Raw genomic sequence first — 22,196 nt, forward strand, 5'->3', positions numbered from 1 at the left:
GGTGTAGTGGTGTCTCACTCACACAGAAGGGAACGGCATCGATCATGCGTTCACAATTGGTTCGCGGCATCGGTGGAGCGGCGATGGCTGTCGGTCTCGCATGTTCCGTCGTCGCGTGTAGTTCGGGCGAGTCGTCGTCCGGCACTTCGTCGACCGGCACCAGCAGCGCCGCCGTGGAGGGCGGCGCCCCGCCCGCGGCGATGAGCGACGAACTGCAGGCCTGCCTCGAGGAGAACGGCGTACCCGCACCGCCCGACCAGGCCGGCGGCGGCGCACCGGGCGGAATGGCGCCGCCCAGCGGCGAGATGATGCCGCCGGAGGGCGGCGACGGTTCGACCCCGCCTGAGGGCGGAACTCCGGACGCGTCGAGCACTCCTCCCGGGGTGGACGGTTCGACGTGGGCGGCCGCGCAGGAGGCGTGTTCCGGCGGTGCCGGTTCGTGAGCCGCAGCTAGTGCTCGCGACCGGTCCGCAGCCGCGCGGCGAGTTCCGCGCGGCTGCGGACCCCGGCCTTCGCGTACACCGATTTCAGGTGGTCCTGGACGGTGTTCACCGTGATGCCGCGGCGGCCCGCGATCTCGGACGTCGCGTAGCCGGCGATCACGTCGGCGCACACATCACGTTCGCGTGCGGTCACCGCATAGGCCGCGAGCAGCAGTCCCGTGAGCTCGCCGCCGACCGCGGGTTCGAGGGTGACCACCGTCTGTGGTTCGTCGCCGCCGATCAGGGCCGTGGCGCGCACCAGAATCCAGCCCCCTTCCGCATCGCGGACGCGCGCCTTGAAGATCCCCGAACCGCTGGACCGCGCCCCGAACGTCGCCGCTCGCAACACGACGGTCAGCCTGCCCGGGGCCACCTCGTCGAAGCGATCCTGCCAACCGCGGGCAGCGGCCGTGAGCGCGACCGGATCGCCGGCGGCATCGGTCAGCACCACCGCCGGACCCTGGTCGCCGCCACCGGAGATCGCCGGGGCGTGCACGGACGCGGCCCGTGTCGCGACCGCCAGGCCGGGGGCCACGAGCGTGAGGAACTCGAGCTCGCGGTCGGTGAAATCCGGTCCGGACCGCACGAATCCGGCTGCGCCCCAGCACACGCCGTCGACGCGGAACACGATGCGGACCTCGCTGCCGAGCCCCAGCGGTGCCCACACCGCGCCGTGACGGAGGCTGTGCGCGACCTCGTCCGCGGGGAGGTCCGAGGCCCGCGCGACGGTTCGGCCACTGCGGGCGAGTTCGGCGAACGTGCCCGGATCGTCGCCGTTGTACTCGGATTCGGCGAGCAGCGGCTCGTACTGCTGCGGTATCCGGCTGCGCCCGCTGGTCATCGAACTGATCGCGAGTGTCTCCGGGTCGAGCATCGCCCAGCACGTCAGGTCGCTGCGCACCGTCTCACCGACCAATTCGAGGGCGCGCTCGTGCAGCTGCGTGACACCGGCGCCCGATCCCGCGACCGCGAGCACCTCCCGGCGCAGCTTTTCCGCCCGGACCTCCAGCATGAACACAGTATGCGCTGGTCACAGGCACACCACCATCCCAGATTCCTGGGATGGGCAGCAGGGTGCGCCGATCCTACCGTCGCAGTATGTCCACCCACGTTCACGTAATCAGAGCGGGCTACGGCCGCCGCCTCACCGCGCCGGACGCCGACATCACGGTCCTGGTCGGCGGCGATCACGCCGGCGGGGCGTACGAAGTCTTCCTCGTCGAAGCGTCCCGGAATGCGCCGGACGGCCCGCTGCACGCCGAACCGTGGCCGAAGTCCTACCACGTGCTGCGCGGCCGGATTCTCGTCCAGGCCGGAGACACCGGGTACGAGCTCGCGGCGGGGGAAACCATCGCCATCGAGGCGGGAACGATGAATACGTTCACGGCCCTCTCCGAGTCCGCCGACTTCCTCCTCGTCACCGCCGGGGCGTCCAACAGCGGCTTCTTCGGTGATCTCGACGCGGTCGGGCGCGGCAGGCACTCGCCGGAGGAAATGGACCGGCTGCTGCACGAGGTCACCGATCGGTACGGCGTCGAACTCGCGACCGCGGCGGGTGCGCCGTGATCATCGTCGCGCAGATCGCCACACTGATCGCCGCAGGCGTGCACCTGCTGGCGTTCGTGTGGGAATCGTTCCTGTTCCGCAGGCCGTCGGTGCACGAGGGCATCTTCCGCATCCCGAGCGGCGACGTGCCCGCCGCCCATCTGTGGGCGTTCAACGTCGGTTTCTACAACCTGTTCCTCGGTTCCGGCGCCATCGCCGGCGTCATCCTGTGGTGGGCGGGTCACGACACTCCGGGTCGGACGCTCGTCGTCTACACCTGCCTGTTCATGTTTCTGGCCGGCATCGCCCTGGCCGTGTCGGACCGCATGGCGCTCAGCCGACAGCGCGGCGACGGCGTCGTCGGCGCGCTGTCACAGAGCGTGCCCCCGCTGCTGGCCCTGATCGCGCTGGCGATCGGGTGACAACCCACGGCGTCCGATTGCCAGGAACTTCTCAGGGTCGACCGAACGGATCCTTACTCGCGGTCGGGATGATGGGAGGCATGTCCCAGGTGACCGTTCTCGCTGTCGGTGGCACCGGAGAGTCCCACCCCGATGACCACCGACGCCACGTCACCGGACTGTTGCGTGACGTCACCGACGCTCTCGACGACCGGTTCGCGTCGCGGTGGGTCGGCTATCCGGCGTCGTACGGGCCGGTCGCCGCGGGCGGACTGAGTTACCGGCAGAGCACCGAGGTCGGAGTCCGCCGCTTGATCGACGCCATGGAGGACGCTCCCGGACCGGTCATGCTGATCGGGTACTCGCAGGGATGCACCGTGATCCGCGAGGTGCTCGGGCAGATAGCCTCCGGCGCCCTGCGCGCCGACAACCTCTCCGCGGTGGGTCTCGTCTCCGACCCCGAGCAACCCGCGGGGGTGGTACCGGGCTGCCGCGGGCGCGGTGTCGCGGGCGACGGCGCCCCGATCCCCGACTCCGTACCGGTCCAGTGGATCGCGCACCCGGACGACATGATCTGCAATGCCAGCGATGACAGCTATGTGCGCGACATCGCGGACCTCACCCGGTGGATGTCGTTTCGCGCGATGCGGACGTGGCTTGCGCAGACGTGGGAACTGATTCGCCACAACAGCTTCCAGAACGCGGCCAGGACACGCGTCAGCCCTCGGCAGTGGCGCACCGACCTGCGCCGCCTACGGACCGCGGCGATCGAGGTGCTCGGCTACCTTCCGCCGCGCCTCGCCTGGCGCGGTGTGCGCGTCGTCAACGCACGGGGCGGGCGGCACGTCGCGTACGCCAGCGAACCACTCGATGCGAGCGGGCTCACCGGATGCCAGATCCTCGCCCAGTGGCTGCAGGTGCGGGCGACGTTCGAACCGCCCCTGCGCGTCGCGGCGTAAGGGTCGCGCCGATCAGGCGTCGCTGCGCGCACGCAGTGGAGTGAGCATCCGGCGGGGTGTACGCAATGCCACGGCGACGGCGTCGCTGCGGGGACGGACGGCCTCCCCCGGTCCGGGCGCGACCACCAGGTCCTCGGGGCCCGGGATCGTGCCGCAGTCGGGGCACCGCCCGAAACGATCGAGTTGCGTTCCGCACTCCGCGTGCGAGAACACGCGGCCCGGGTAGCTGCCGGGCGACACGTACTGCTCACCCCATTGCGACAGCGCATAGATACTCGGCCACAGCGCCTTTCCTGCCTCGGTGAGTTCGTACTCGGGATGACCGCCGTCGGCGACCCGGACGAGGACGCCGGCCTCGACGAGAGCGGTCAGCCGATCCGTCAGGACGGCGCGCGAGATGTCGAGGTGGGCGAGCAGGTCACTGAAGCGGCGGACGCCGTAGAAACAGTCGCGCAGCACGAGCATCGTCCACCGCTCACCCACCACCTCGAGGGCGCGAGCGAGATTGCAGTTCTGCTGCGAGTACCCGGTTCCCAGTGCCACGCCCACATGATATCGCAATTCAGTCTTGTCACCAGACCAAATTAGTTCTAAGTTCAGTCTTGTGAACAGACCAACAGCGGTTGCCCCACCGATCCGCGCACACACTCCCCGCCCGGAGACCACGCTGGCCGTCGCGTCGCTCGGGACGTTCGTCGCCCTGGTCGCGTTCTGTGCCCCGCTCGGCAACATGCCCACCGTTGCCGCGGCTCTGTCGGCAGGCCCCCCAGCGCAGACGTGGATTCTCAGTTCGATGAGCGTCGGCCTCGCCGCGGTCCTGCTCACCGCGGGCGCGCTCGCCGACGACTACGGGAGGCGCCGGGTGTTCCACTGGGGTGCCTGGCTTCTCGCGCTGGGCGCAGTGGTCGGCGCGGTCAGCCAGGAACCCGTGCTGTTCATCGTCGGACGACTGATCCAGGGAGTGGCGGGCGCGGCATTGATCGCGGCCAGCCTCGGCGCCGTCGCACACGCCTTCACCACGCCTGCGGCAAGGGCGACGGCGAGTGGAATCTGGGGCGCGAGCGTCGGCGCCGGCATCGCCGTCGGTCCCGTCCTCGCGGGCCTCCTCGACCTCGCCGGGTGGTGGCGCGGCCTGTACTGGGCACTCGCCGTCGCATCGCTCGTGATCGGGCAGGTCGCGACACGCGCGCTCGCGGAGTCACACTCCGCCGTCCCCAAGCGGATAGACGTCCCCGGAGCGGTCACGCTGTGCGCCGCGATGGTCCTGGTGCTCGTCGCACTCGTCGAGGGCAGGCAGGGAAACACCGCCGCCACCGTGCTCTGCGGCGTCGGCGCGGCCGTGTTCACCCTCGCCTTCGTCACGGTCGAGCGGCGGCGACCGTTCCCGATGCTCGACCTCGCGTTGTTCCGCCGACGCGACTTCCTGGCCGCCACCCTCGCGGCCCTCGCGACCGGGGCGGGCATCATCGGCCTGATGTCGTTCGCATGCACGTTCCTGGTCAAGACGATGCACGTCAGCACCCTAGCCGCAGCCGGGGTGATCGCCCTGTGGTCGGGCACGAGCGTCGTGGCATCGCTGCTGGCGCGGAAACTGCCGGCGCGACTCGCCGGATCACCGCAACTCGTCATCGGACTCGCCGGTGTCGGCGTCGCCATGCTCACGATGACGGGCCTCTCCCCCGACTCGTCCCTGCTGCGACTGGTCCCGGGACTACTTCTCGCCGGCGTCGCCAGCGGACTCCTCAACGCCGGGCTCGGCCGCCAAGCCGTCGCGAGCGTGCCCGCCGACCAGGGTGGACTCGGCAGCGGCGCCAACAACACCGCCCGCTACCTCGGCTCGTCCATCGGCGTCACCGTCGTCAGCATCATCGCCCTCGACCCGGCAGGCACCGTCGACGGCATGGTGTCCGGCTGGAACTACGCCGCCGTCACCACGGGGCTGATCTCCCTCGTCGGCGCAGGGGTGGTCGGGTTGTTGGTGCGGGGAGCAGCCGTCAGACGTTGAAGCGGAACTCCACCACGTCGCCGTCGGCCATGATGTAGTCCTTGCCCTCCATGCGGACCTTGCCCGCGGCCTTGGCGGCGGCCATGGATCCGGCGGCGACGAGGTCGTCGAAGGAGACGATCTCGGCCTTGATGAAGCCGCGCTCGAAGTCGGTGTGGATGACGCCGGCGGCCTGCGGGGCGGTGTCTCCCTTGTGGATGGTCCAGGCGCGGGATTCCTTGGGACCTGCGGTGAGGTAGGTCTGCAGGCCGAGGGTGTGGAAGCCGGTGCGGGCGAGTGCGTGCAGGCCGGGCTCGGACTGTCCGATGGAGTCGAGCATCTCCTGCCGGTCCTCTTCGTCCAGCTCCAGTAGCTCCTGCTCGACCTTGGCGTCGAGGAACACGGAGTCCGCGGGGGCGACGGAGGCGCGCAGTTCGGCGACCTTCGCTTCGTCGGTGAGCACGGCCTCGTCGGCGTTGAACACGTACAGGAACGGCTTGGTGGTGAGCAGGCTCAGCTCGCGCAGCAGCGAGAAGTCCAGCTTGTCCTTCGCGCTGAACAGGGTCTTGCCCTCGTCGAGGACTTCCTGCGCCTTCAGCGCCTCCTCGTGGATGGGCTTGAGTTCCTTGTTCTTCTTCGCTTCCTTCTCCAGACGCGGCAGGGCCTTCTCCAGCGTCTGCATGTCGGCGATGACGAGCTCGGTCTCGATCACCTCGATGTCGGACGCCGGGTCGACGCGGCCGTCGACGTGTACGACGTCGTCGTCGTTGAAGACGCGAACCACCTGGCAGATCGCGTCGGCCTCGCGGATGTTGGCGAGGAACTTGTTGCCGAGGCCGGCGCCCTCGGAGGCGCCCTTGACGATGCCGGCGATGTCGACGAACGACACCGTGGCGGGCAGGATGCGCTCGGAACCGAAGATCCGGGCGAGCTCGGACAGCCGCGGATCGGGCAGTTCGACCAGGCCGACGTTGGGTTCGATGGTCGCGAACGGGTAGTTCGCGGCCAGCACGTCGTTGTTGGTCAGCGCGTTGAACAAGGTGGACTTGCCGACGTTGGGCAGTCCGACGATTCCGAGGGTAAGGCTCACGGTCGTTGGATTCTACGGCGTCGGCGTCCGATCAACGACCATCGGCCTCACCAGCTGGAGGTATCGCTGTTCGCGACGAGGGCGATGATCAGGATGGCGTACCCGATGACGAAGACGACGATCAGCGCCACCCAGATCCACAGGGCGATCTTGCCGAGCGCCTTGGCGCGGTCGGACGCGTACTGGGCGCCCTGGTAGTCGCCCATCGCCCACTTGGGGTACACGTCGTGGACGTGGTTGAACGCGGCGAACGCGAGCGGCCAGAAGAAGAGGACGGCAGCCACCGCCCACCCGGCGTTCGAGGGCGGCAGCGGCGGCGGGCCGTACTGGCCCGGGTACGACTGCGGCGGCTGCTGTTGCTGCGTCGGGTACTGGTAGCCGTACGCACCCGTGTCGCCGGGCTTCGGCGGCACCGGATTGCTCGACGATTCCGGATTGCTCGGTGACTCCGACATGACTCCCCCTGTCGTGGCAGCTGACCTCGTGCGTCCACTATCCCACCTGCCTCCCTCGTGAGTGGGAAAGTGCGCCGGAGTACGCGTCGGCACTCACGTGAGGTTCTAGTCTCAGCGAGTGACCCGCTGGTTGATCGTCCTCGCGTTATGGATCCTCGGACTGGGCACCCTTGCCCTGACCCTCGGTGTGGCCACCGGATGGTGGTTCGCCGCGGTCGTCCTTCTCGCGCTCGCAGCCCTGGGGACGTGGGATCTGCTGCAACGGCGGCACAGCATTCTGCGGAACTATCCGGTGCTGGGGCACGCACGGTTCCTGCTCGAGAAGATTCGCCCCGAGATCCAGCAGTACTTCGTCGAATCGTCCACGGATGGAACGCCCTTCGACCGCGACACCCGCGACCTCGTCTACGAGCGGGCCAAGGGGACCCTCGCCGAGGAGCCGTTCGGCACCGAACGGGACGTGCACGCCGTCGGCTACGAGTTCATGGCCCACTCGCTCCGCGCCCGGATGGCACCGCCCGAGCCGCCGACCGTGCGCATCGGCGGCCCCGACTGCGAACAGCCCTACGACATCGCGCTTCTCAACGTGTCGGCGATGAGCTTCGGCTCGCTCTCCGCGAATGCCATCGAAGCCCTCAACGCCGGCGCCGCGCGCGGCGGGTTCGCGCACGACACCGGCGAGGGCGCGATCAGCCCGTATCACCGCAAGCATGGCGGCGACCTGATCTGGGAGATCGCGTCCGGCTACTTCGGCTGCCGGACGGACGACGGCCACTTCGACCCCGGCAAGTTCGCCGAACACGCGGCACTCGATCAGGTGAAGGCGATTTCGATCAAGCTGTCGCAGGGCGCGAAACCCGGGCTCGGCGGTGTGCTGCCCGGGGCAAAGGTGTCGCGGGAGATCGCCGAGACGCGCGGCGTGCCGGTCGGACAGACGGTGATCTCCCCGCCCTCGCACACCGCGTTCTCCACCCCGAACGAGCTGATCGACTTCATCGTCACCCTGCGAACGCTCTCCGGCGGCAAACCCGTCGGGTTCAAATTGTGCGTCGGATCGCGCACCGAGTTCCTCGGCATCTGTAAGGCGATGCTCGAACGCGACGTCACCCCGGACTTCGTCGTCGTCGACGGCTCCGAGGGCGGAACCGGTGCAGGTCCAGTGGAATTCGAGGACAACATGGGCATGCCCCTCACCGAGGGGCTGATGCTCGTGCACAACGCGCTGACCGGCGCCGGACTGCGGAACCGCATCAAGATCGGCGCGTCCGGGAAGGTCGCCAGCGCATCCGACATCGTCAAACGGATCATCCAGGGTGCCGACTTCACCCTGGCCGCCCGCGCGATGATGTTCGCCGTCGGGTGTATCCAGGCGCAGATGTGCCACACGAACCGCTGCCCCGTCGGGGTGACGACCCAGGACCCGGCGCGGACCCGCGCACTCGACGTCCCCGACAAGGCGGCCAGGGTGTTCCGGTTCCAGAAGTCGACGGTGGCCGGCGCCCAGCAGATGGTGGCATCGATGGGTCTCGACAGCTTCGACCAACTGACACCGTCGATGCTCAACCGGCGGATCGACGGGGTCACCACCCGCACCTACGCGGAACTGTACGAGTGGCTGATGCCCGGCGAACTGCTCGAGGATCCGCCGTCGGATTGGCTCACCGACTGGATCGACGCCGATTCGTCTGGCTTCTGACGTCGTTTTTTCGTCGAACCGAACGTCGGCGCAATAGGGTGACGGGGGCCACAAAAGATGTGGCATCTGTCGACGGCGTCACCCCTGGCACACAATGACGACGGGGGCGCTGGGAAGGAGTTCGCGATGGCCTTGAGAGCCGCACCCGAATCCGAGATCGAGTACCTGAAAACGGATCCGGATCTACCAGCGGTCGGCGTCGTGGACCGCACCCCCATCTCACCGGCGGCGCGGATCACGTTCGCCGTCCTCGGCCTTCTCGGGGGCATCGCCTGGGTGATGATCGCGTTCATCCGCGGCGAGAACATCAACGCCGTCTGGTTCGTGGTGGCCGCCGTCTGCACCTATCTCATCGCCTACCGCTTCTACGCGCGGCTGATCGAGCGCAAACTCGTCCAACCCCGTGACGACCGGGCCACCCCCGCCGAGATCCTGGAGAACGGCAAGGACTACATGCCGACGGACCGGCGGGTGCTGTTCGGGCACCACTTCGCCGCCATCGCCGGCGCAGGCCCCCTCGTCGGTCCCGTCCTCGCCGCGCAGATGGGCTACCTGCCCGGCACGCTGTGGATCATCATCGGCGTCGTCTTCGCCGGGGCCGTCCAGGACTTCCTCGTCCTGTGGATCTCGACGAAACGCCGCGGACGCAGCCTCGGTCAGATGGCCCGCGACGAACTCGGCCTCGTCGGCGGTGTCGCCGCCATGATCGGCGTCTTCGTCATCATGATCATCCTCATCGCGGTGCTCGCCCTCGTCGTCGTCAACGCGCTCGCGGAAAGCCCGTGGGGCGTCTTCTCCATCGCCATGACCATCCCGATCGCCCTGTTCATGGGCGTCTACCTGCGGTACCTGCGCCCGGGCAAGGTCGCCGAGGTGTCGCTGATCGGCGTCGTGCTGCTGCTCCTCGCCATCATCTCCGGCGGCTGGGTCGCCGACACCGGCTGGGGCGCCGACTGGTTCACGCTCTCCAAGGTGACCATCGCCTGGCTGATGATCGCCTACGGTTTCGCCGCATCCGTCCTGCCCGTCTGGCTGCTGCTGGCCCCGCGCGACTACCTGTCGACGTTCATGAAGATCGGCACGATCATCCTGCTGGCCATCGGCATCCTGGTCGCGCAGCCCACCATCAAGATGCCCGACGTCACGACGTTCGCCATCCAGGGCAACGGCCCCGCGTTCGCGGGCTCGCTGTTCCCGTTCCTGTTCATCACGATCGCGTGCGGCGCGCTGTCCGGCTTCCACGCCCTCATCTCCTCCGGCACCACGCCCAAGCTGCTGGCGAAGGAAAAGCAGATGCGGCTGATCGGATACGGGGGCATGCTCACCGAGTCGTTCGTCGCGATCATGGCGCTCGTGACCGCGTGCATCATCGACCAGCACCTGTACTTCGCGCTCAACGCGCCGGCCACCCTCACCGGCGGGACCCCCGAAACGGCCGCCGCGTATGTGAACGGCCTCGGACTCTCCAGCCCGAACATCAGCCCCGACACGCTCTCGCAGGCGGCGGAGAACGTGGGCGAGGAGTCGATCATCTCGCGCACCGGCGGTGCCCCGACGCTCGCGTTCGGCATGTCGGAAGTGCTCAGCCAGTTCCTCGGCGGCGCCGCCCTCAAGTCGTTCTGGTATCACTTCGCGATCATGTTCGAGGCGCTGTTCATCCTCACCACCGTGGACGCAGGCACCCGTGTCGCCCGGTTCATGCTGTCCGACTCGCTCGGCAACTTCGGCGGACCCGCCCGCAAGTTCAAGGATCCGTCGTGGCGCGTCGGAGCCTGGGTGTGCTCGCTCGCCGTCGTCGGACTGTGGGGCGCAATCCTGCTGATGGGCGTCACCGACCCGCTCGGCGGAATCAACACCCTGTTCCCGCTCTTCGGCATCGCGAACCAGTTGCTCGCCGCGATCGCGCTGACCGTGGTCCTCGCCGTCGTCATGAAGAGGGGCCAGTTCAAGTGGGCATGGATTCCCGGCGTTCCCCTCGTCTGGGACCTGATCGTGACCATGACGGCGTCCTGGCAGAAGATCTTCTCCGGCAACACCGCCGTCGGCTACTGGTCCCAGCACGCCGCGTTCAAGGAAGCGAAGGAAGCCGGCAAGACCAGCTTCGGTTCCGCCAAGACCCCCGAGGCCATCAACGCCGTCATCCGCAACACGTTCATTCAGGGAACCCTGTCGATCGTGTTCGCCGGCCTCGTCCTCGTCGTCGTGGTGGCCGGAGTGCTCGTGTGCATCAAGGCGTTCCGGGCGGGTGGACTACCGACCACCGAGTCACCCGAGCAGCCGTCGAAGATCTTCGCGCCTGCCGGGTTCGTCCCCACCGCCGCCGAGAAGGAACTCGACAAGGAATGGAACGAACTCATCGCGTCGGGAGCGGTGCGCGCACCCGGTGCTGCGCACACCCACACAGACAGGGCACACCACCATGATGAATAGGGTCGTCGGCGCCGTCCGGACCGCCTGGTGGTGGACGGGGTCACTGATGGGCGATCACGACTACAGCAGGTACGTCGAACACCTTCGCCGGAACCATCCGGACGCCGAGGTGCCGACCGAGCGCGAGTACTGGAAGGCGCGCTACGCGGACGCCGACGCGAACCCGGGTGCCCGCTGCTGCTGACCTCACCGAGCCGTCCCGGCGTCCCCCAGTACTGTCAGTACTGATCGGCTGAGCAGACACGGTAGGGAGGACCATCTGTGACGGAGAAGGAAGCCCCGGCACCGTCCGGGAGCACAGTCACGAAACCGGACCGCGGGCATCTCATCGGGGTGGGTGCGATGTGGCTGGCCAAGTGGTCGCTGGTCCTCGTGGCCATCTCGCTGGGTGCGTTGCTGTTCGGGTGGATCATCGAAAAGCTGTGGGTGATCGTCCTCCCCGTGCTTCTGGCCGTCGTGGTGTGCACGGTGCTGTGGCCGCCGACCCGGGCGATGACGAGACGACGCATCCCCCCGGCGGCGGCCGCCGCGACGTCTCTCATCGTGTTCATCGCCGTCGTGGCCGGAATCATCGCGGGCATCGTGCCGTCCGTCGTCAACCAGGCACCCGAGCTGGCCAACAAGGCCACCCAGGGCATCAACCAGGTGCAGGACTGGTTGAAGGGTCCGCCGATCAACCTCCAGGACGATCAGATCGACCAGGGCATCCACACCATCATCGTGAAGGTGCAGGAAAGTGGGACGGTCATCGCGTCCGGCGTGTTCACCGGCGTCAGCACCGCCAGCTCCCTGCTGATCACACTGGGCCTCGTGCTGGTGCTGTCGTTCTTCTTCATCAAGGACGGCCCCCGGTTCATCCCGTGGCTGCACTCCGTCAGCGGCGGCCGCGCGGGCCGTCACCTCGAAGTGGTGCTGGGCCGCATGTGGGACACGCTCGGCGGGTTCATCCGCACGCAGGCCTTGGTCAGCCTCATCGACGCCGTCTTCATCGGCGCCGGACTGCTGATTCTCGGTGTGCCACTCGCACCGGTCCTCGCGATCCTGACGTTCATCGGTGGCTTCATCCCGATCGTCGGTGCATTCGTCGCCGGCGCTCTCGCCGTGCTCGTCGCGTTGGTGGCCAACGGTCTCACCACCGCGGTGATCGTGCTGATCATCATCATCGTGGTGCAGCAGATCGAGGGCAACGTGCTGCAGCCCGTTCTCCAGAGCAAGAGCATGAAACTGCACGCCGTCGTGGTTCTGCTCGCCGTCACCGCCGGTGGCTCCGTGTTCGGGATCGTCGGCGCCTTCCTCGCGGTGCCCGCCGCCGCCGTCGCCGCCGTGGTGGTGCGCTACATCGGTGAGCAGATCGACGAGCACAGCGCCGAGAGCAACATCGCCGACGCCGTCGCCGCGGACGAAGACCTCGACGACGCCGAACGGGAGGGCGTCACCGTCGACCAGGCCGCCGTCGCGCCCAAGGCGGACTGACCGGCCGTCAGCCGGCGACCACCTCCACGGTGGAGCCGGTGCGTCCGCGAATCACGTGCAGCCGGCTCGGGATTCGCTGACGCATCTCGTCGACGTGACTGACGATCCCGACCACCCGGCCGCCGTCACGAAGCTCGTCGAGCACGCCCATCACCGAGTCGAGGGTGTCCGCGTCGAGGGTGCCGAATCCTTCGTCGATGAACATCGTGTCGAGGACGACGCCTCCCGACTCCGCGGCGACCACATCGGCGAGACCGAGCGCCAGCGACAGCGACGCCAAGAACGACTCACCGCCGGACAGGGTCTTGGCCGACCGCACCACCCCGGTGTAGTCGTCGCGGATGTCCAGTCCCAGACCACCGCGGCGGCCTCGCGGACCCGCCTCGTCGCTGTGGACGAACTCGTAACGTCCCGCCGACATCCGGCCGAGCCGCGCGGATGCCGACACCGCCACCTCTTCCAGCCGGGCCGCCAGCACATACGACCGCAGCGACATCTTCCTGGCGTTCTGGCCACGGCCCGCGATCACCTCGGCGAGCGCGGCCAGCTCCTCATGCGCGGCCTGCATCGGCGCGATCGCCTCGGCGGCCTTGTCGAGCTGACCGACGAACCGTTCCAGATCGAGCAGTCGGCGCTCGGCGTCGGACGCCGCCGCGACGGCGACGTTCACGACCTCCGCGGCCGCGTCGTGCGCGTGCTGGACGGACGCCAATTCCACGGGCTCCGTCTCGGCGACGGCAACGATCTCGGGGTCGTCGAGCACGCTGCGCGCCCCGACCTCGGCGTCCCGCGCCGCCGTGAGCACGGCCTCGATCTCACTCTGGCGGGCGGGCGTCCGGACCGCGGCCACGGCGCCGGCAGTGCCGTCGAAACCGGCATCCCCGGCCAATGTTTCGGCCTTGGCCGCGAGTTCACGGGCCGCCGACTCGGCTCCGGCACCGGCGTCCCGCGCGTCGAGCAGCTCGGATGCGGACTCGGCGAGGGCGTCGAGTCGTGCGCGACGAGCCTCCACGCTCGGGTCGTCGCCTGCCGCCTCGCTCACCCGGGCCCGGATCTCCCCGAGCTGTGTCGCACTCGCAGTGATCCTCTCGGCCACGGTGGCGGCGTCGACGCCCACCTCCCGCGACCGCTCCTGCAGGTGACTCTCGCGGTCCCGCAGCTCGGTGAGCGATGCGGACCGACGCTCGACCTCGTCGCCGAGCGCGGTCGCCTCCCCCATCGCCGTCTCCGCGGCCGTGAGTGCCTGCGCGAGTTCGTCCGCGTCACCGTCGCCGCCGCGCTGGACGAGCACGTCGATCGCGCGCTCCACCGCGCCCAATTTCTCGGTCGCGGTCGTCAGCGCCGCCGCGGCCTTCTGCTCCGCGGCGAGAGCCTTGTCCTCGTCGGCCTTCGTGACCGACAGCTCGGACGGTTCGGCAGGCTGCGGGTGCTCGGGTGAACCGCACACCTGGCACGGGACACCGTCTTCGAGCGTGCCCGCCAGTTCGGCTGCCATGCCCGCGATCCGACGTTGCAGCAGGTCGAGCCAGTGTTCCCGCGCGTCCTGATGCTTCCGCCGAGCATCGAGCACGCCGCGCTCGAGCCGATCGCGCTCGGTGCGGCGGGTACGGAGATCCGCCGCCGCCGAGGCAGCGTCGGCCGCCCGATCCCGGGCATCGACGAGCGCGGGCAGTGCGGCGCGGGCCTTCTGCGCCGAGTCGAGCGCCTTCTCCGCTTCCCGCAGGGCGAGCGGCAATTGTTCCCGCTCCCGGGACAGCGCGCCACCGGTCTCGGCGAGTTCGACCTGCCGGGCGCGCAGTCGCTCCACTTCGACAGCGAGCCGGTCGGCGGCGACGGATTCGGCGAGAGCCCCGTCGAGGCGCACGATCTCGTCACGCCAGGCCCGGATACTCGACCGGATGTGCTCCCGTTCGTCAGCGGTCGGAGGCCAGGACAACTCCGCCACGAGATCGGCGCCGCCTGCCGTCGAGCGCAATCCGTCCGTGATCGCCTCGACGTTCCGTGCGGCAGCCGCAGCCTTGGCCCGGGCGGCGTCGGCCTCGCGCGCGACGGTCGCGACCGCTTCGGCCCGGCGCGCATCCGCCAATTCGGCGACCAGGACCGCCCGCCGGCCTGCCCCCGCTGTGTGGGCCTCGAGCTCCGCCTCGGCTCGCCGCCTGCGGTTCTGGAGTTCGAGGACGCGGCGCGCCTCCGTGAGCGCGTCGCGGGCCATCTTCGCCCGGCTCTTGGCGTTCTGCAGGTCGTCCGCAGCCAGGTCACGGGTCTCGCGGGCCTCGTCCTCGAGCTTGTGGGCCCAGGTCACCGGATCGGCATCAGCGCCCCCCTCGATGCCTGCGGCCGTCGCGACCCGTGCCAGCAGAACGTCGATGGCCCGTTGATGCTCGTCCAGGTCGTGAGCGCTGGTGCGCCTGCGGTCGAGGAACCACTCCTCCACCGTCCCGAATCGGGTGGTGTCGAACAGCCTCTCCAGGAGCTGACCGCGTTCCTCGTTGTCGGCGCGCAGAAACTTCGCGAACTCCCCCTGCGGCAGCAGGACCACCTGGAAGAACTGGTCGGCGCTCATGCCCATCAGCTGCCCGACCTCGTCGGCGATGTCGGGGATCCGTGACAGGTTCTCCCCGCGGCCGTCGAGCCAGGTGAGCGTGGCCTTCGCGTTCTCCTTGATGGTCCCCGACCCACGGCGCTTGGGACGCTCGAACTCCGGGCTGCGGACGAGACGCAGATGCCGGCCCGCGATCGTCGCCTCGAGCGTCACCGTCGGAACGGAACCGGCGGGCGCGTGGTCGGACAGGAGGCGCTTGCCGTCCTTCCGTGCCCCGGGCACCGTGCCGTACAGCGCGAACGCCACCGCGTCGAGGACTGTCGTCTTACCGGCTCCGGTATGCCCGTGCAGCAGAAAGAGCCCGTCCGCGCCGAGCCGATCGAAGTCGACTTCCACGGATCCTGCGAACGGCCCGAAGGCTTCGACCTCGAGTCGATGCAGCCTCATGCCGTCTGTTCCAGCGCGACGACCTGGGCGGTGTCTTCGCCGGCCCGGTTTGCGAAGCCGAGTGCAGCTTCCACCAGCCGGATCTCGCCGGTCGACGGTTCGCTGCGCACGTCGGTGAGGAAGCTGCGCGTGATCTGCAGATCGCTGCGCCCGTGCACCTTGTCGCGGTAGCGCAGATCGTCGCCGCCCTCGGGGCGTTGCCACTCGAGGTGAACGGCGAACGGGAAGCGGGTCTGGAGTGAGCGCATGGCGTCGATCGGGCGTTCCGGGTCGGTGAGCACCGCCGACACGTAGCAGTCCTCGGCGTCGCGGTACGTGTCGTCCTCGAGCAACTCGTGCACCGTCCCGGTCAGTTGCCGGAGACCGCGGACCACCGGCAGGTCGACCCGCTCGACGGTCCGCAGTCCGTCGGCGTCGAGATCCACGAGGTAGACCGCCTTGCTGTGGGTGCGCTCGCCGAAGGAGTACGGCAGCGGCGAACCCGAGTACCGGATGTTCTCCGCGAGGGTCTGCGGCGAGTGGAGGTGGCCGAGCGCGACGTAGTCGACCCCGCCGAAGGCCGAAGCCGACACCGTCTCGACGCCGCCGACGGAGATGGACCTCTCCGATCCGGTGGCCTCGGCGCCCACGACGAACGCGTGGGCCAGCACCACGGACCTGGTGAGCGGTGTGGTGTCGTTCCGCCTGTCGAGGTCGGTGCGGACACGGTCCATCGCGGCGTCGAGGATCTCGGCGTGTGACCGCGCGGTCGGCACGTCCAGTTGCGCGCGGGTGATCTCGGGCTCGAGATAGGGAATGCCGTAGAACGCGACGGGACCGTGCGCGTCCTCGAGCACGACGGGCGAGCCGATCCCGGCGACCGTCGTCATGAGGTGCAGCCCGCCCGCGCGGGAGAACGCGGCACCCGCCCCGAGCCGCGCCGCGGAGTCGTGGTTGCCGGACGTGGCGACGATGACCGCGCCGGCGTCCCGGATCGCTTCGAAGCCGCGGTTGCACACGGTGACGGCGTCCGCGCTGGGGATCGACCGGTCGTACACGTCACCGGGAACGACGACGACGTCCACGCCGTGCTCGGCGACGAGGGCGGCGATCGCGTCGAGCACACGGGCCTGGTCGGTGAGCAGGTCCACCCCGTGGAACGTGCGTCCGATGTGCCAGTCCGAAGTGTGCAGGATCCTCATGTCCCGAGACCGTAGAGCACCGTGCCGACAACCTCGAACACCTCGGCCGCGTGGCGTCCGAGCGATTCGACGTGTCGCTGGGGCGGTGCCCCACATGTAGCTGGGGCGGTGCCCCACATGTAGCTGGGCGGTGCCCCACATGTCGGTGGGTCGGTGCACCATGAGCCACATGAATGCACTCGCTGCACTCGGAATGCTCCTGGCGCTCGCCGCGGGCACCGCCCTCGGGTGGCTGCTGCACGCGGCGCGGAGCGGTGATCGGGCGGCGCGAGCGGAGGCACAGCTCGCCGCGCTGCGCGAGAACGAGGCCCTGCTGCGGCAGTCACTCGGCGCCGTCAGCGAGGATTCTGCCCGCCGCCACTCGGGTGCGATCGGCGAGCAGATCTCGCGACTGGTCGGGCCGCTGCACGAGGCCGTCGGCGCGCTGGCGGAACAGGTGGACCACGTCGAACGCAGCCGGGTTCACGCGTACGCCGGACTCAGTGAGCAGGTCGAGGGCATGCACCGCACGTCACAGATGCTGTCGACGCAGACGAACAGACTCGTCACGGCGCTGCGGGCGCCGCAGATCCGGGGCCGGTGGGGTGAAATCCAGTTGGAGCGGGTGGTCGAACTGGCCGGGATGGTCCGGCACTGCGACTTCGACACCCAGGTGTCGAAGGAGGGTGTCCGTCCCGACCTGCTCGTGTACCTCGCGGGCGGCAAGCAGATCGTGGTCGACGCCAAGGTCCCGTTCGCGGCGTACCTGGACGCCGCGCAGACGGAAGACCCGGCCGCCCGGGAACAGCACCTCTCCCGGCACGCCCGGCAGCTGCGGACGCACGTCGACCAGTTGGCCGACAAGACGTCCTGGGAGTCGTTCGACCCGACGCCGGAGTTCGTGGTGCTGTTCGTGCCCGGTGATCCGTTCCTGGACGCGGCGCTGACCGCCGATTCCGGGCTGCTCGAGCACGCGTTCTCACGGAACGTGATCCTCGCCACCCCCACCACGCTCATCGCATTGCTGCGGACCATCGCGCACACCTGGCGCCAGGAGGCGCTGTCTCGGGACGCCGCGAAGATCCACCAGCTCGGCCGGGAGCTGTACACGAGGCTGGGCACCGTCGGCGCGCATCTCGACCGTCTCGGCTCCCAACTCGGCAAGGCCGTCGACTCGTTCAATCTCACCGTCGCGTCGATGGAGTCCCGGGTCACAGTGACCGCCCGCAAGCTTCACGACCTCGACGTGTTCGACGGCGACGTCACCGAGGTCAGCGCCGTCGATTCGTGGCCGAGACGCACAAATCTCGAGGATCTCTCAGGCTCTACCGGTCACGCCAACGAGGCTAGTTAACAAGTTGCCGCTACTGTCGTTGTGTGTCTGCAACCCAACGTGCTCGCTCTGGGGTGCCGCTCGACAGGCGGTCGATTGTCCCTACGGTCCCCGGTCTCCCCTGGTGGGGTGTCATTCTCCTGGCCGTCGGAGTCACCTTTGTCGGATTCGCTGTCGATGCGGCTCGTGGCACCGAACTCACGGCTGCGTTCTCCACGTTCTATTTCCTCGGCTGTGTCCTCGCCGTGGCGGCTGCCGGCAACCGAGCGCTGTTCACCGCGATCGTCCAGCCGCCGCTGATCCTGTTCGTCGCTGTGCCGCTCGGGCAGAGTCTCATCGCGGACGAGAACAGCACCGCACTGAAGGACCTGGCGATCAACGTCGCGTATCCACTGGTCAACCGCTTTCCAGTGATGCTCGCCGCCACCGTGGTGACCCTGCTGATCGGTGGGCTCCGCCTCTTCCTGCTGCAGCAACGCAAGACCGGTCCCGCTCGCACGTCCGAGCGACGACGCGCGCAGCGGGCGCCACGCGCCGCCCGCCCTCGGCGCGCCGCCGAGGAGTCGGAGCAGTCTCCGCCGCCGCGTCGGACGCGTGACAAGGACGCTGCACGGGAGCACCCCCGTTCGGCACGACGGGCGGCCACCCCACCGCCTCGCCGCTCGTCCTCGTCGGGCGGACGCACAGCGCCCCCACCGCCGATGGTCGACCGGGCAGCGCAGGCACCCCGCTCGGCACCTCCGCGCACCACTCAGGCGCCGCATTCGGTGCCGCCGCGGACGACGCCGCGACCCCGGCCGAACCCCGACGTGCCTGCCCACCCCATTCCGCAGGTGCGCTACCGCGACCGGTACGAGCCGCCGTTCGAAACGGAGCAGCCCCGCTAGAGCAGGGACGGAGCGGGTAGCGAGCCGATCAGGTCCGCGCGGCCCGCAGCTCGCGCGGCAGTGCGAAGACCAGCGTCTCGTTGGCCGTCGTGACCGGCTGGACGTCGTGGAATCCGTGCTCGTCGAGCAGATCGATCACACCGCGCACCAGGATCTCCGGCACGGACGCACCCGAGGTGATCCCGACCGTCCGGACACCGTCGAGCCAGGCCGGATCCACTTCGCGTGCGTAGTCGACCAGGTACGACGCCTTCGCGCCCGCACCCAGAGCCACCTCGACGAGGCGAACCGAGTTCGAGGAGTTGCGGGATCCGACGACGATGACGAGGTCGCATTCGGGCGCCATCGCCTTGACGGCGACCTGACGGTTCTGGGTGGCGTAGCAGATGTCGTCGCTCGGCGGGTCCTGCAGATTCGGGAAACGCTCCCGCAGCCGGGCGACCGTCTGCATCGTCTCGTCGACGCTCAACGTGGTCTGCGACAACCAGATGACCTTCGATTCGTCGCGGACCGTCACAGCGTCGACGGAGTCGGGTCCGTCGACCAGCTGCACGTGATCGGGGGCCTCGCCGGCGGTGCCCTCCACTTCCTCGTGGCCCTCGTGGCCGATCAGGAGGATGTCGAAGTCGTCGCGGGCGAAGCGCTTGGCTTCCTGGTGGACCTTCGTGACCAGCGGGCACGTGGCGTCGATGGTGCGCAGGTTGCGCGCCGCGGCCGATTCGTGGACCGCGGGAGACACGCCGTGGGCGGAGAACACCAGCAGCGCACCCTCCGGCACCTCGTCGGTCTCGTCGACGAAGACGACACCCTGATCGGTGAGCGTCTCGACGACGTGCCGGTTGTGGACGATCTCCTTGCGCACGTAGATCGGGGCGCCGTGCTTCTCGAGCGCCTTCTCCACCGTCTCGACGGCGCGGTCCACGCCGGCGCAGTAGCCGCGAGGTTCCGCGAGCAGTACGCGCTTCTCGCCGTCGGCGCGCGACGCTCCCGAATCTGCAGAACGTGTGATACCCACATTGAGTGGAACAGCCGAAGACATGGCTCCAGACTACGGGTCACCCCGTACGGACGACACTTTCGCGGGGCCTCGGCCGGGTAGTGTGCGCATCGTCGCACCGAAGTCGTCGACGCTGTGGGCACGTCGGCTACCCAAACGTGCCGTTGTCAGGCAGGCTGTGGGAATGATTCGTCCCCCGTTCGTGGCGCGTGTCGCCGCTGGAATCGCCGTGACGGCCGTCGAAGAGGCCAGGAAACTGCCGACCACCGCGGCGACCCTGCCCATGACCGCGGTCAGTCAGGTGCTGCAGACCACGATGCGTGTTCAGCAGTCCATGACGGCGCTGGCCATCAAGGGCGACCAGGCTTTCGCACTGATCAACTGGACCCACGACGAGGAGCAGCCGGTCTGGGCCGTCTTCGACGAGGACACCGATCCGGTACCCGCCGTCGACGGCGGGACCGACGAGCGGTCGGCCGGACCGGGCCGGTTCGCCCTGTACTCGCTGAGTCCGCAGGACGAGAGCACTCCTGAGAAGGTCTCGACCCCGAAGGCTGCTCCCGCCGCCACCAACGGCGCCGCGTCCGTGAAGTCGGTGAGCAAGAAGGCCTCGACCTCCGCGCCGACGGTGGCCGAACCCGAGATCGCCGTCGTACTCGACTACGGCACGCTGACGCTCGCCCAGCTGCGGGCGCGCCTGCGCAGCCTGTCCGTAGAGGACCTCACGACACTGCTGGACTACGAGAACGCGACCCTGGCACGCGCACCGTTCCAGACCATGCTGACCAACCGCATCACCTCCGCCAAGGCCAAGTGACCTCCGCACAGCCCCGCGCAGCCAGTACCGGACCGAGTACCGCCGAGCAGCCCTGGCCGGTCCGCACCGTGTCGGCCAAGGTCGCACAGTGGATCGACCGGCTCGGGAGTGTCTGGGTCGAGGGACAGATCACCCAGATCAACGCGCGTCCGGGAACCCGGACCGCGTTTCTGGTGCTGCGGGACCCGTCCGTCGACATGTCGTTGTCGGTGACCTGCTCCCCACAGCTGTTGCAGAACTCCCCCGTCCCGCTCACCGAGGGCAGCCGGGTGGTGATGTTCGGCAAGTTGTCGTTCTACACCGGCCGCGGGTCGGTCTCGCTGCGGGTGACGGAGATCCGCGCGATCGGGATCGGTGAACTCCTCGCCCGGATCGAGCGGCTGCGTGCGCTGCTCGCAGCGGAGGGCCTGTTCGACCCTCGGCTGAAGCGTCCGCTGCCGTTCCTGCCGGGCACCATCGGGCTGATCACCGGTCGCGCCAGCGCCGCCGAGCACGACGTCCTCAGTGTGGCGCAGCGCCGCTGGCCCGCCGTGCGCTTCGAGGTGCGCAACACCCCGGTGCAGGGCGCGACCGCCGTTCCGCAGATCCTCGACGCGTTGAAGGAACTGGACGCCGACCCGCACGTCGACGTGATCATCCTCGCGCGCGGCGGGGGCAGTGTGGAGGATCTGCTGCCGTTCTCCGACGAGACGCTGTGCCGCGCGATCGTCGCCTGCCGAACTCCGGTGGTCAGCGCCATCGGTCACGAGCCGGACAGTCCGCTCAGCGATCACGTCGCCGACCTGCGGGCCGCGACACCGACGGACGCCGCCAAGCGGGTCGTACCGGACGCCGTCGCCGAGCAGGCGCTGGTCGGCGAACTGCGGTCGCGGAGCGCGGCTGCGCTGCGCAACTGGGTGCAGCGCGAGTCGCACCTGATCGCCCAGCTGCGGAGCCGGCCGGTGCTCGCCGATCCGCTGCGCGCACTCGACCACCGGTCGGACGAGGTCGAGCGACTGCGGGAGGCCGGGCGACGCGACATCAGCCGGGCGATCGCCGCGGAGAGCACCACGATCGAGCACCTTCGTGCACGGCTGACGACCCTCGGCCCCGCCGCGACCCTGGCCCGCGGCTACTCCGTGGTTCAGCGGATCGTGCCCGACGGCGATCCCGAGGTACTGCGTTCGGTCGACGACGCCCCACCGGGCACCCAGATTCGCGTTCGAGTCGCCGACGGTGCAATCCGTGCCGCGGTGATGGGAAAGGACAAGTAGGACATGAGCAAGCCCACCGGAAACGACACCGACATCGCGGAGCTCGGCTACGAGGCGGCGCGCGACGAACTCGTCGACGTGGTCAAGGTGCTCGAGCAGGGCGGCCTCGACCTCGACGCGTCACTCGCGCTGTGGGAGCGTGGCGAGGCCCTGGCCAAACGCTGCGAGGAGCACCTCGCCGGGGCCCGCAAGCGCGTCGAGACGGCGCTCGCCCACGCCGACGACGAGGGCTGACACGCCCCCGG

At 69.1% G+C, this 22,196-nt stretch carries 21 protein-coding genes; 14 read left to right on the forward strand and 7 right to left on the reverse strand.

Annotation, left to right across the window (positions count from 1 at the left end):
- The first annotated feature begins 44 nt into the window (after positions 1-44).
- Positions 45-443, forward strand: a complete 399-nt coding sequence (locus tag AZG88_RS33445) for a hypothetical protein (RefSeq protein WP_231914286.1) — start codon at positions 45-47, stop codon at positions 441-443.
- A gap of 7 nt (positions 444-450) precedes the next feature.
- On the opposite strand, the gene AZG88_RS33450 is transcribed toward AZG88_RS33445, so the two are convergent.
- Entirely contained in the window at positions 451-1,494 is a 1,044-nt protein-coding gene (locus AZG88_RS33450) for a helix-turn-helix transcriptional regulator (protein ID WP_061041629.1), read from the reverse strand.
- Between the two features lie 86 nt (positions 1,495-1,580).
- Here AZG88_RS33450 and AZG88_RS33455 point away from each other — a divergent pair, with 86 nt between their 5' ends.
- The 3 genes from AZG88_RS33455 to AZG88_RS33465 all read left to right on the forward strand — a co-directional run bounded on the left by AZG88_RS33455 (position 1,581) and on the right by AZG88_RS33465 (position 3,387).
- Positions 1,581-2,048, forward strand: coding sequence for a hypothetical protein (locus AZG88_RS33455; protein ID WP_061700266.1), 468 nt, complete (start codon positions 1,581-1,583; stop codon positions 2,046-2,048).
- On the forward strand, positions 2,045-2,449 hold the full coding sequence (locus AZG88_RS33460) for a DUF1304 domain-containing protein (protein ID WP_005239058.1): 405 nt from the start codon (positions 2,045-2,047) through the stop codon (positions 2,447-2,449). The genes AZG88_RS33455 and AZG88_RS33460 overlap by 4 nt, the downstream gene beginning before the upstream one ends.
- Positions 2,450-2,517: 68 nt before the next feature.
- Positions 2,518-3,387 (forward strand): cutinase family protein, encoded by an 870-nt coding sequence (locus tag AZG88_RS33465; RefSeq protein WP_082833544.1) that lies wholly within the window; start codon positions 2,518-2,520, stop codon positions 3,385-3,387.
- A 12-nt stretch (positions 3,388-3,399) separates the two neighbouring features.
- On the opposite strand, the gene AZG88_RS33470 is transcribed toward AZG88_RS33465, so the two are convergent.
- Positions 3,400-3,936: a winged helix-turn-helix transcriptional regulator gene (locus AZG88_RS33470; protein WP_082833545.1), complete on the reverse strand. Its 537-nt coding sequence runs from the start codon at positions 3,934-3,936 to the stop codon at positions 3,400-3,402.
- A 55-nt stretch (positions 3,937-3,991) separates the two neighbouring features.
- Here AZG88_RS33470 and AZG88_RS33475 point away from each other — a divergent pair, with 55 nt between their 5' ends.
- Positions 3,992-5,392: an MFS transporter gene (locus tag AZG88_RS33475; RefSeq protein ID WP_005239055.1), complete on the forward strand. Its 1,401-nt coding sequence runs from the start codon at positions 3,992-3,994 to the stop codon at positions 5,390-5,392.
- Here AZG88_RS33475 and ychF read toward each other — a convergent pair.
- Both ychF and AZG88_RS33485 read right to left on the reverse strand, forming a co-directional pair.
- Positions 5,382-6,461 carry a redox-regulated ATPase YchF gene (ychF, locus tag AZG88_RS33480; protein ID WP_005239054.1) on the reverse strand — a complete coding sequence of 360 codons (1,080 nt, stop codon included), beginning with the start codon at positions 6,459-6,461 and terminating at the stop codon, positions 5,382-5,384. The genes AZG88_RS33475 and ychF overlap by 11 nt on opposite strands.
- 47 nt (positions 6,462-6,508) lie before the next feature.
- Positions 6,509-6,916 carry a CD225/dispanin family protein gene (locus AZG88_RS33485; RefSeq protein WP_005239052.1) on the reverse strand — a complete coding sequence of 136 codons (408 nt, stop codon included), beginning with the start codon at positions 6,914-6,916 and terminating at the stop codon, positions 6,509-6,511.
- A gap of 118 nt (positions 6,917-7,034) precedes the next feature.
- Between AZG88_RS33485 and AZG88_RS33490 the strand changes: the two genes are divergently transcribed.
- The 4 genes from AZG88_RS33490 to AZG88_RS33505 all read left to right on the forward strand — a co-directional run bounded on the left by AZG88_RS33490 (position 7,035) and on the right by AZG88_RS33505 (position 12,515).
- Positions 7,035-8,612, forward strand: coding sequence for an FMN-binding glutamate synthase family protein (locus AZG88_RS33490; RefSeq protein WP_005239048.1), 1,578 nt, complete (start codon positions 7,035-7,037; stop codon positions 8,610-8,612).
- A 126-nt stretch (positions 8,613-8,738) separates the two neighbouring features.
- On the forward strand, positions 8,739-11,042 hold the full coding sequence (locus tag AZG88_RS33495; protein ID WP_025432164.1) for a carbon starvation CstA family protein: 2,304 nt from the start codon (positions 8,739-8,741) through the stop codon (positions 11,040-11,042).
- Entirely contained in the window at positions 11,035-11,226 is a 192-nt protein-coding gene (locus tag AZG88_RS33500) for a YbdD/YjiX family protein (RefSeq protein WP_005239019.1), read from the forward strand. Before AZG88_RS33495 ends, AZG88_RS33500 begins: the two co-directional genes overlap by 8 nt.
- Before the next feature lie 77 nt (positions 11,227-11,303).
- Positions 11,304-12,515: an AI-2E family transporter gene (locus AZG88_RS33505; RefSeq protein WP_005239017.1), complete on the forward strand. Its 1,212-nt coding sequence runs from the start codon at positions 11,304-11,306 to the stop codon at positions 12,513-12,515.
- 7 nt (positions 12,516-12,522) lie between these two features.
- Here AZG88_RS33505 and AZG88_RS33510 read toward each other — a convergent pair whose 3' ends face one another.
- Together AZG88_RS33510 and AZG88_RS33515 are read right to left on the reverse strand one after the other, a co-directional pair.
- Entirely contained in the window at positions 12,523-15,504 is a 2,982-nt protein-coding gene (locus AZG88_RS33510; RefSeq protein ID WP_061700267.1) for an AAA family ATPase, read from the reverse strand.
- Complete coding sequence (locus AZG88_RS33515; protein WP_061700268.1) at positions 15,501-16,685, reverse strand: exonuclease SbcCD subunit D; 1,185 nt, start codon at positions 16,683-16,685, stop codon at positions 15,501-15,503. Before AZG88_RS33515 ends, AZG88_RS33510 begins: the two co-directional genes overlap by 4 nt.
- A gap of 169 nt (positions 16,686-16,854) precedes the next feature.
- On the opposite strand from AZG88_RS33515, the gene AZG88_RS33520 reads away from it, so the two are divergent.
- Both AZG88_RS33520 and AZG88_RS33525 read left to right on the forward strand, forming a co-directional pair.
- Complete coding sequence (locus tag AZG88_RS33520; RefSeq protein WP_061700269.1) at positions 16,855-18,018, forward strand: DNA recombination protein RmuC; 1,164 nt, start codon at positions 16,855-16,857, stop codon at positions 18,016-18,018.
- Between the two features lie 23 nt (positions 18,019-18,041).
- Positions 18,042-18,884 (forward strand): DUF6542 domain-containing protein, encoded by an 843-nt coding sequence (locus AZG88_RS33525; protein ID WP_061700270.1) that lies wholly within the window; start codon positions 18,042-18,044, stop codon positions 18,882-18,884.
- Positions 18,885-18,912: 28 nt separating this feature from the next.
- On the opposite strand, the gene AZG88_RS33530 is transcribed toward AZG88_RS33525, so the two are convergent.
- A complete protein-coding gene (locus AZG88_RS33530) occupies positions 18,913-19,923 on the reverse strand; it encodes a 4-hydroxy-3-methylbut-2-enyl diphosphate reductase (protein ID WP_005239003.1) in 1,011 nt (336 codons plus the stop codon).
- Between the two features lie 142 nt (positions 19,924-20,065).
- On the opposite strand from AZG88_RS33530, the gene AZG88_RS33535 reads away from it, so the two are divergent.
- The 3 genes from AZG88_RS33535 to AZG88_RS33545 are packed head-to-tail and all read left to right on the forward strand — an operon-like array spanning position 20,066 to position 22,185.
- Positions 20,066-20,698, forward strand: coding sequence for a lipid droplet-associated protein (locus AZG88_RS33535; RefSeq protein ID WP_061700271.1), 633 nt, complete (start codon positions 20,066-20,068; stop codon positions 20,696-20,698).
- Positions 20,695-21,951, forward strand: coding sequence for an exodeoxyribonuclease VII large subunit (xseA, locus tag AZG88_RS33540; RefSeq protein WP_005239001.1), 1,257 nt, complete (start codon positions 20,695-20,697; stop codon positions 21,949-21,951). The genes AZG88_RS33535 and xseA overlap by 4 nt, the downstream gene beginning before the upstream one ends.
- Before the next feature lie 3 nt (positions 21,952-21,954).
- Positions 21,955-22,185: an exodeoxyribonuclease VII small subunit gene (locus AZG88_RS33545; RefSeq protein WP_005239000.1), complete on the forward strand. Its 231-nt coding sequence runs from the start codon at positions 21,955-21,957 to the stop codon at positions 22,183-22,185.
- Positions 22,186-22,196 lie beyond the last annotated feature (11 nt).

It is taken from the genome of Rhodococcus sp. LB1 (assembly GCF_001583455.1).
GTDB lineage: Bacteria > Actinomycetota > Actinomycetes > Mycobacteriales > Mycobacteriaceae > Rhodococcus_F > Rhodococcus_F opacus.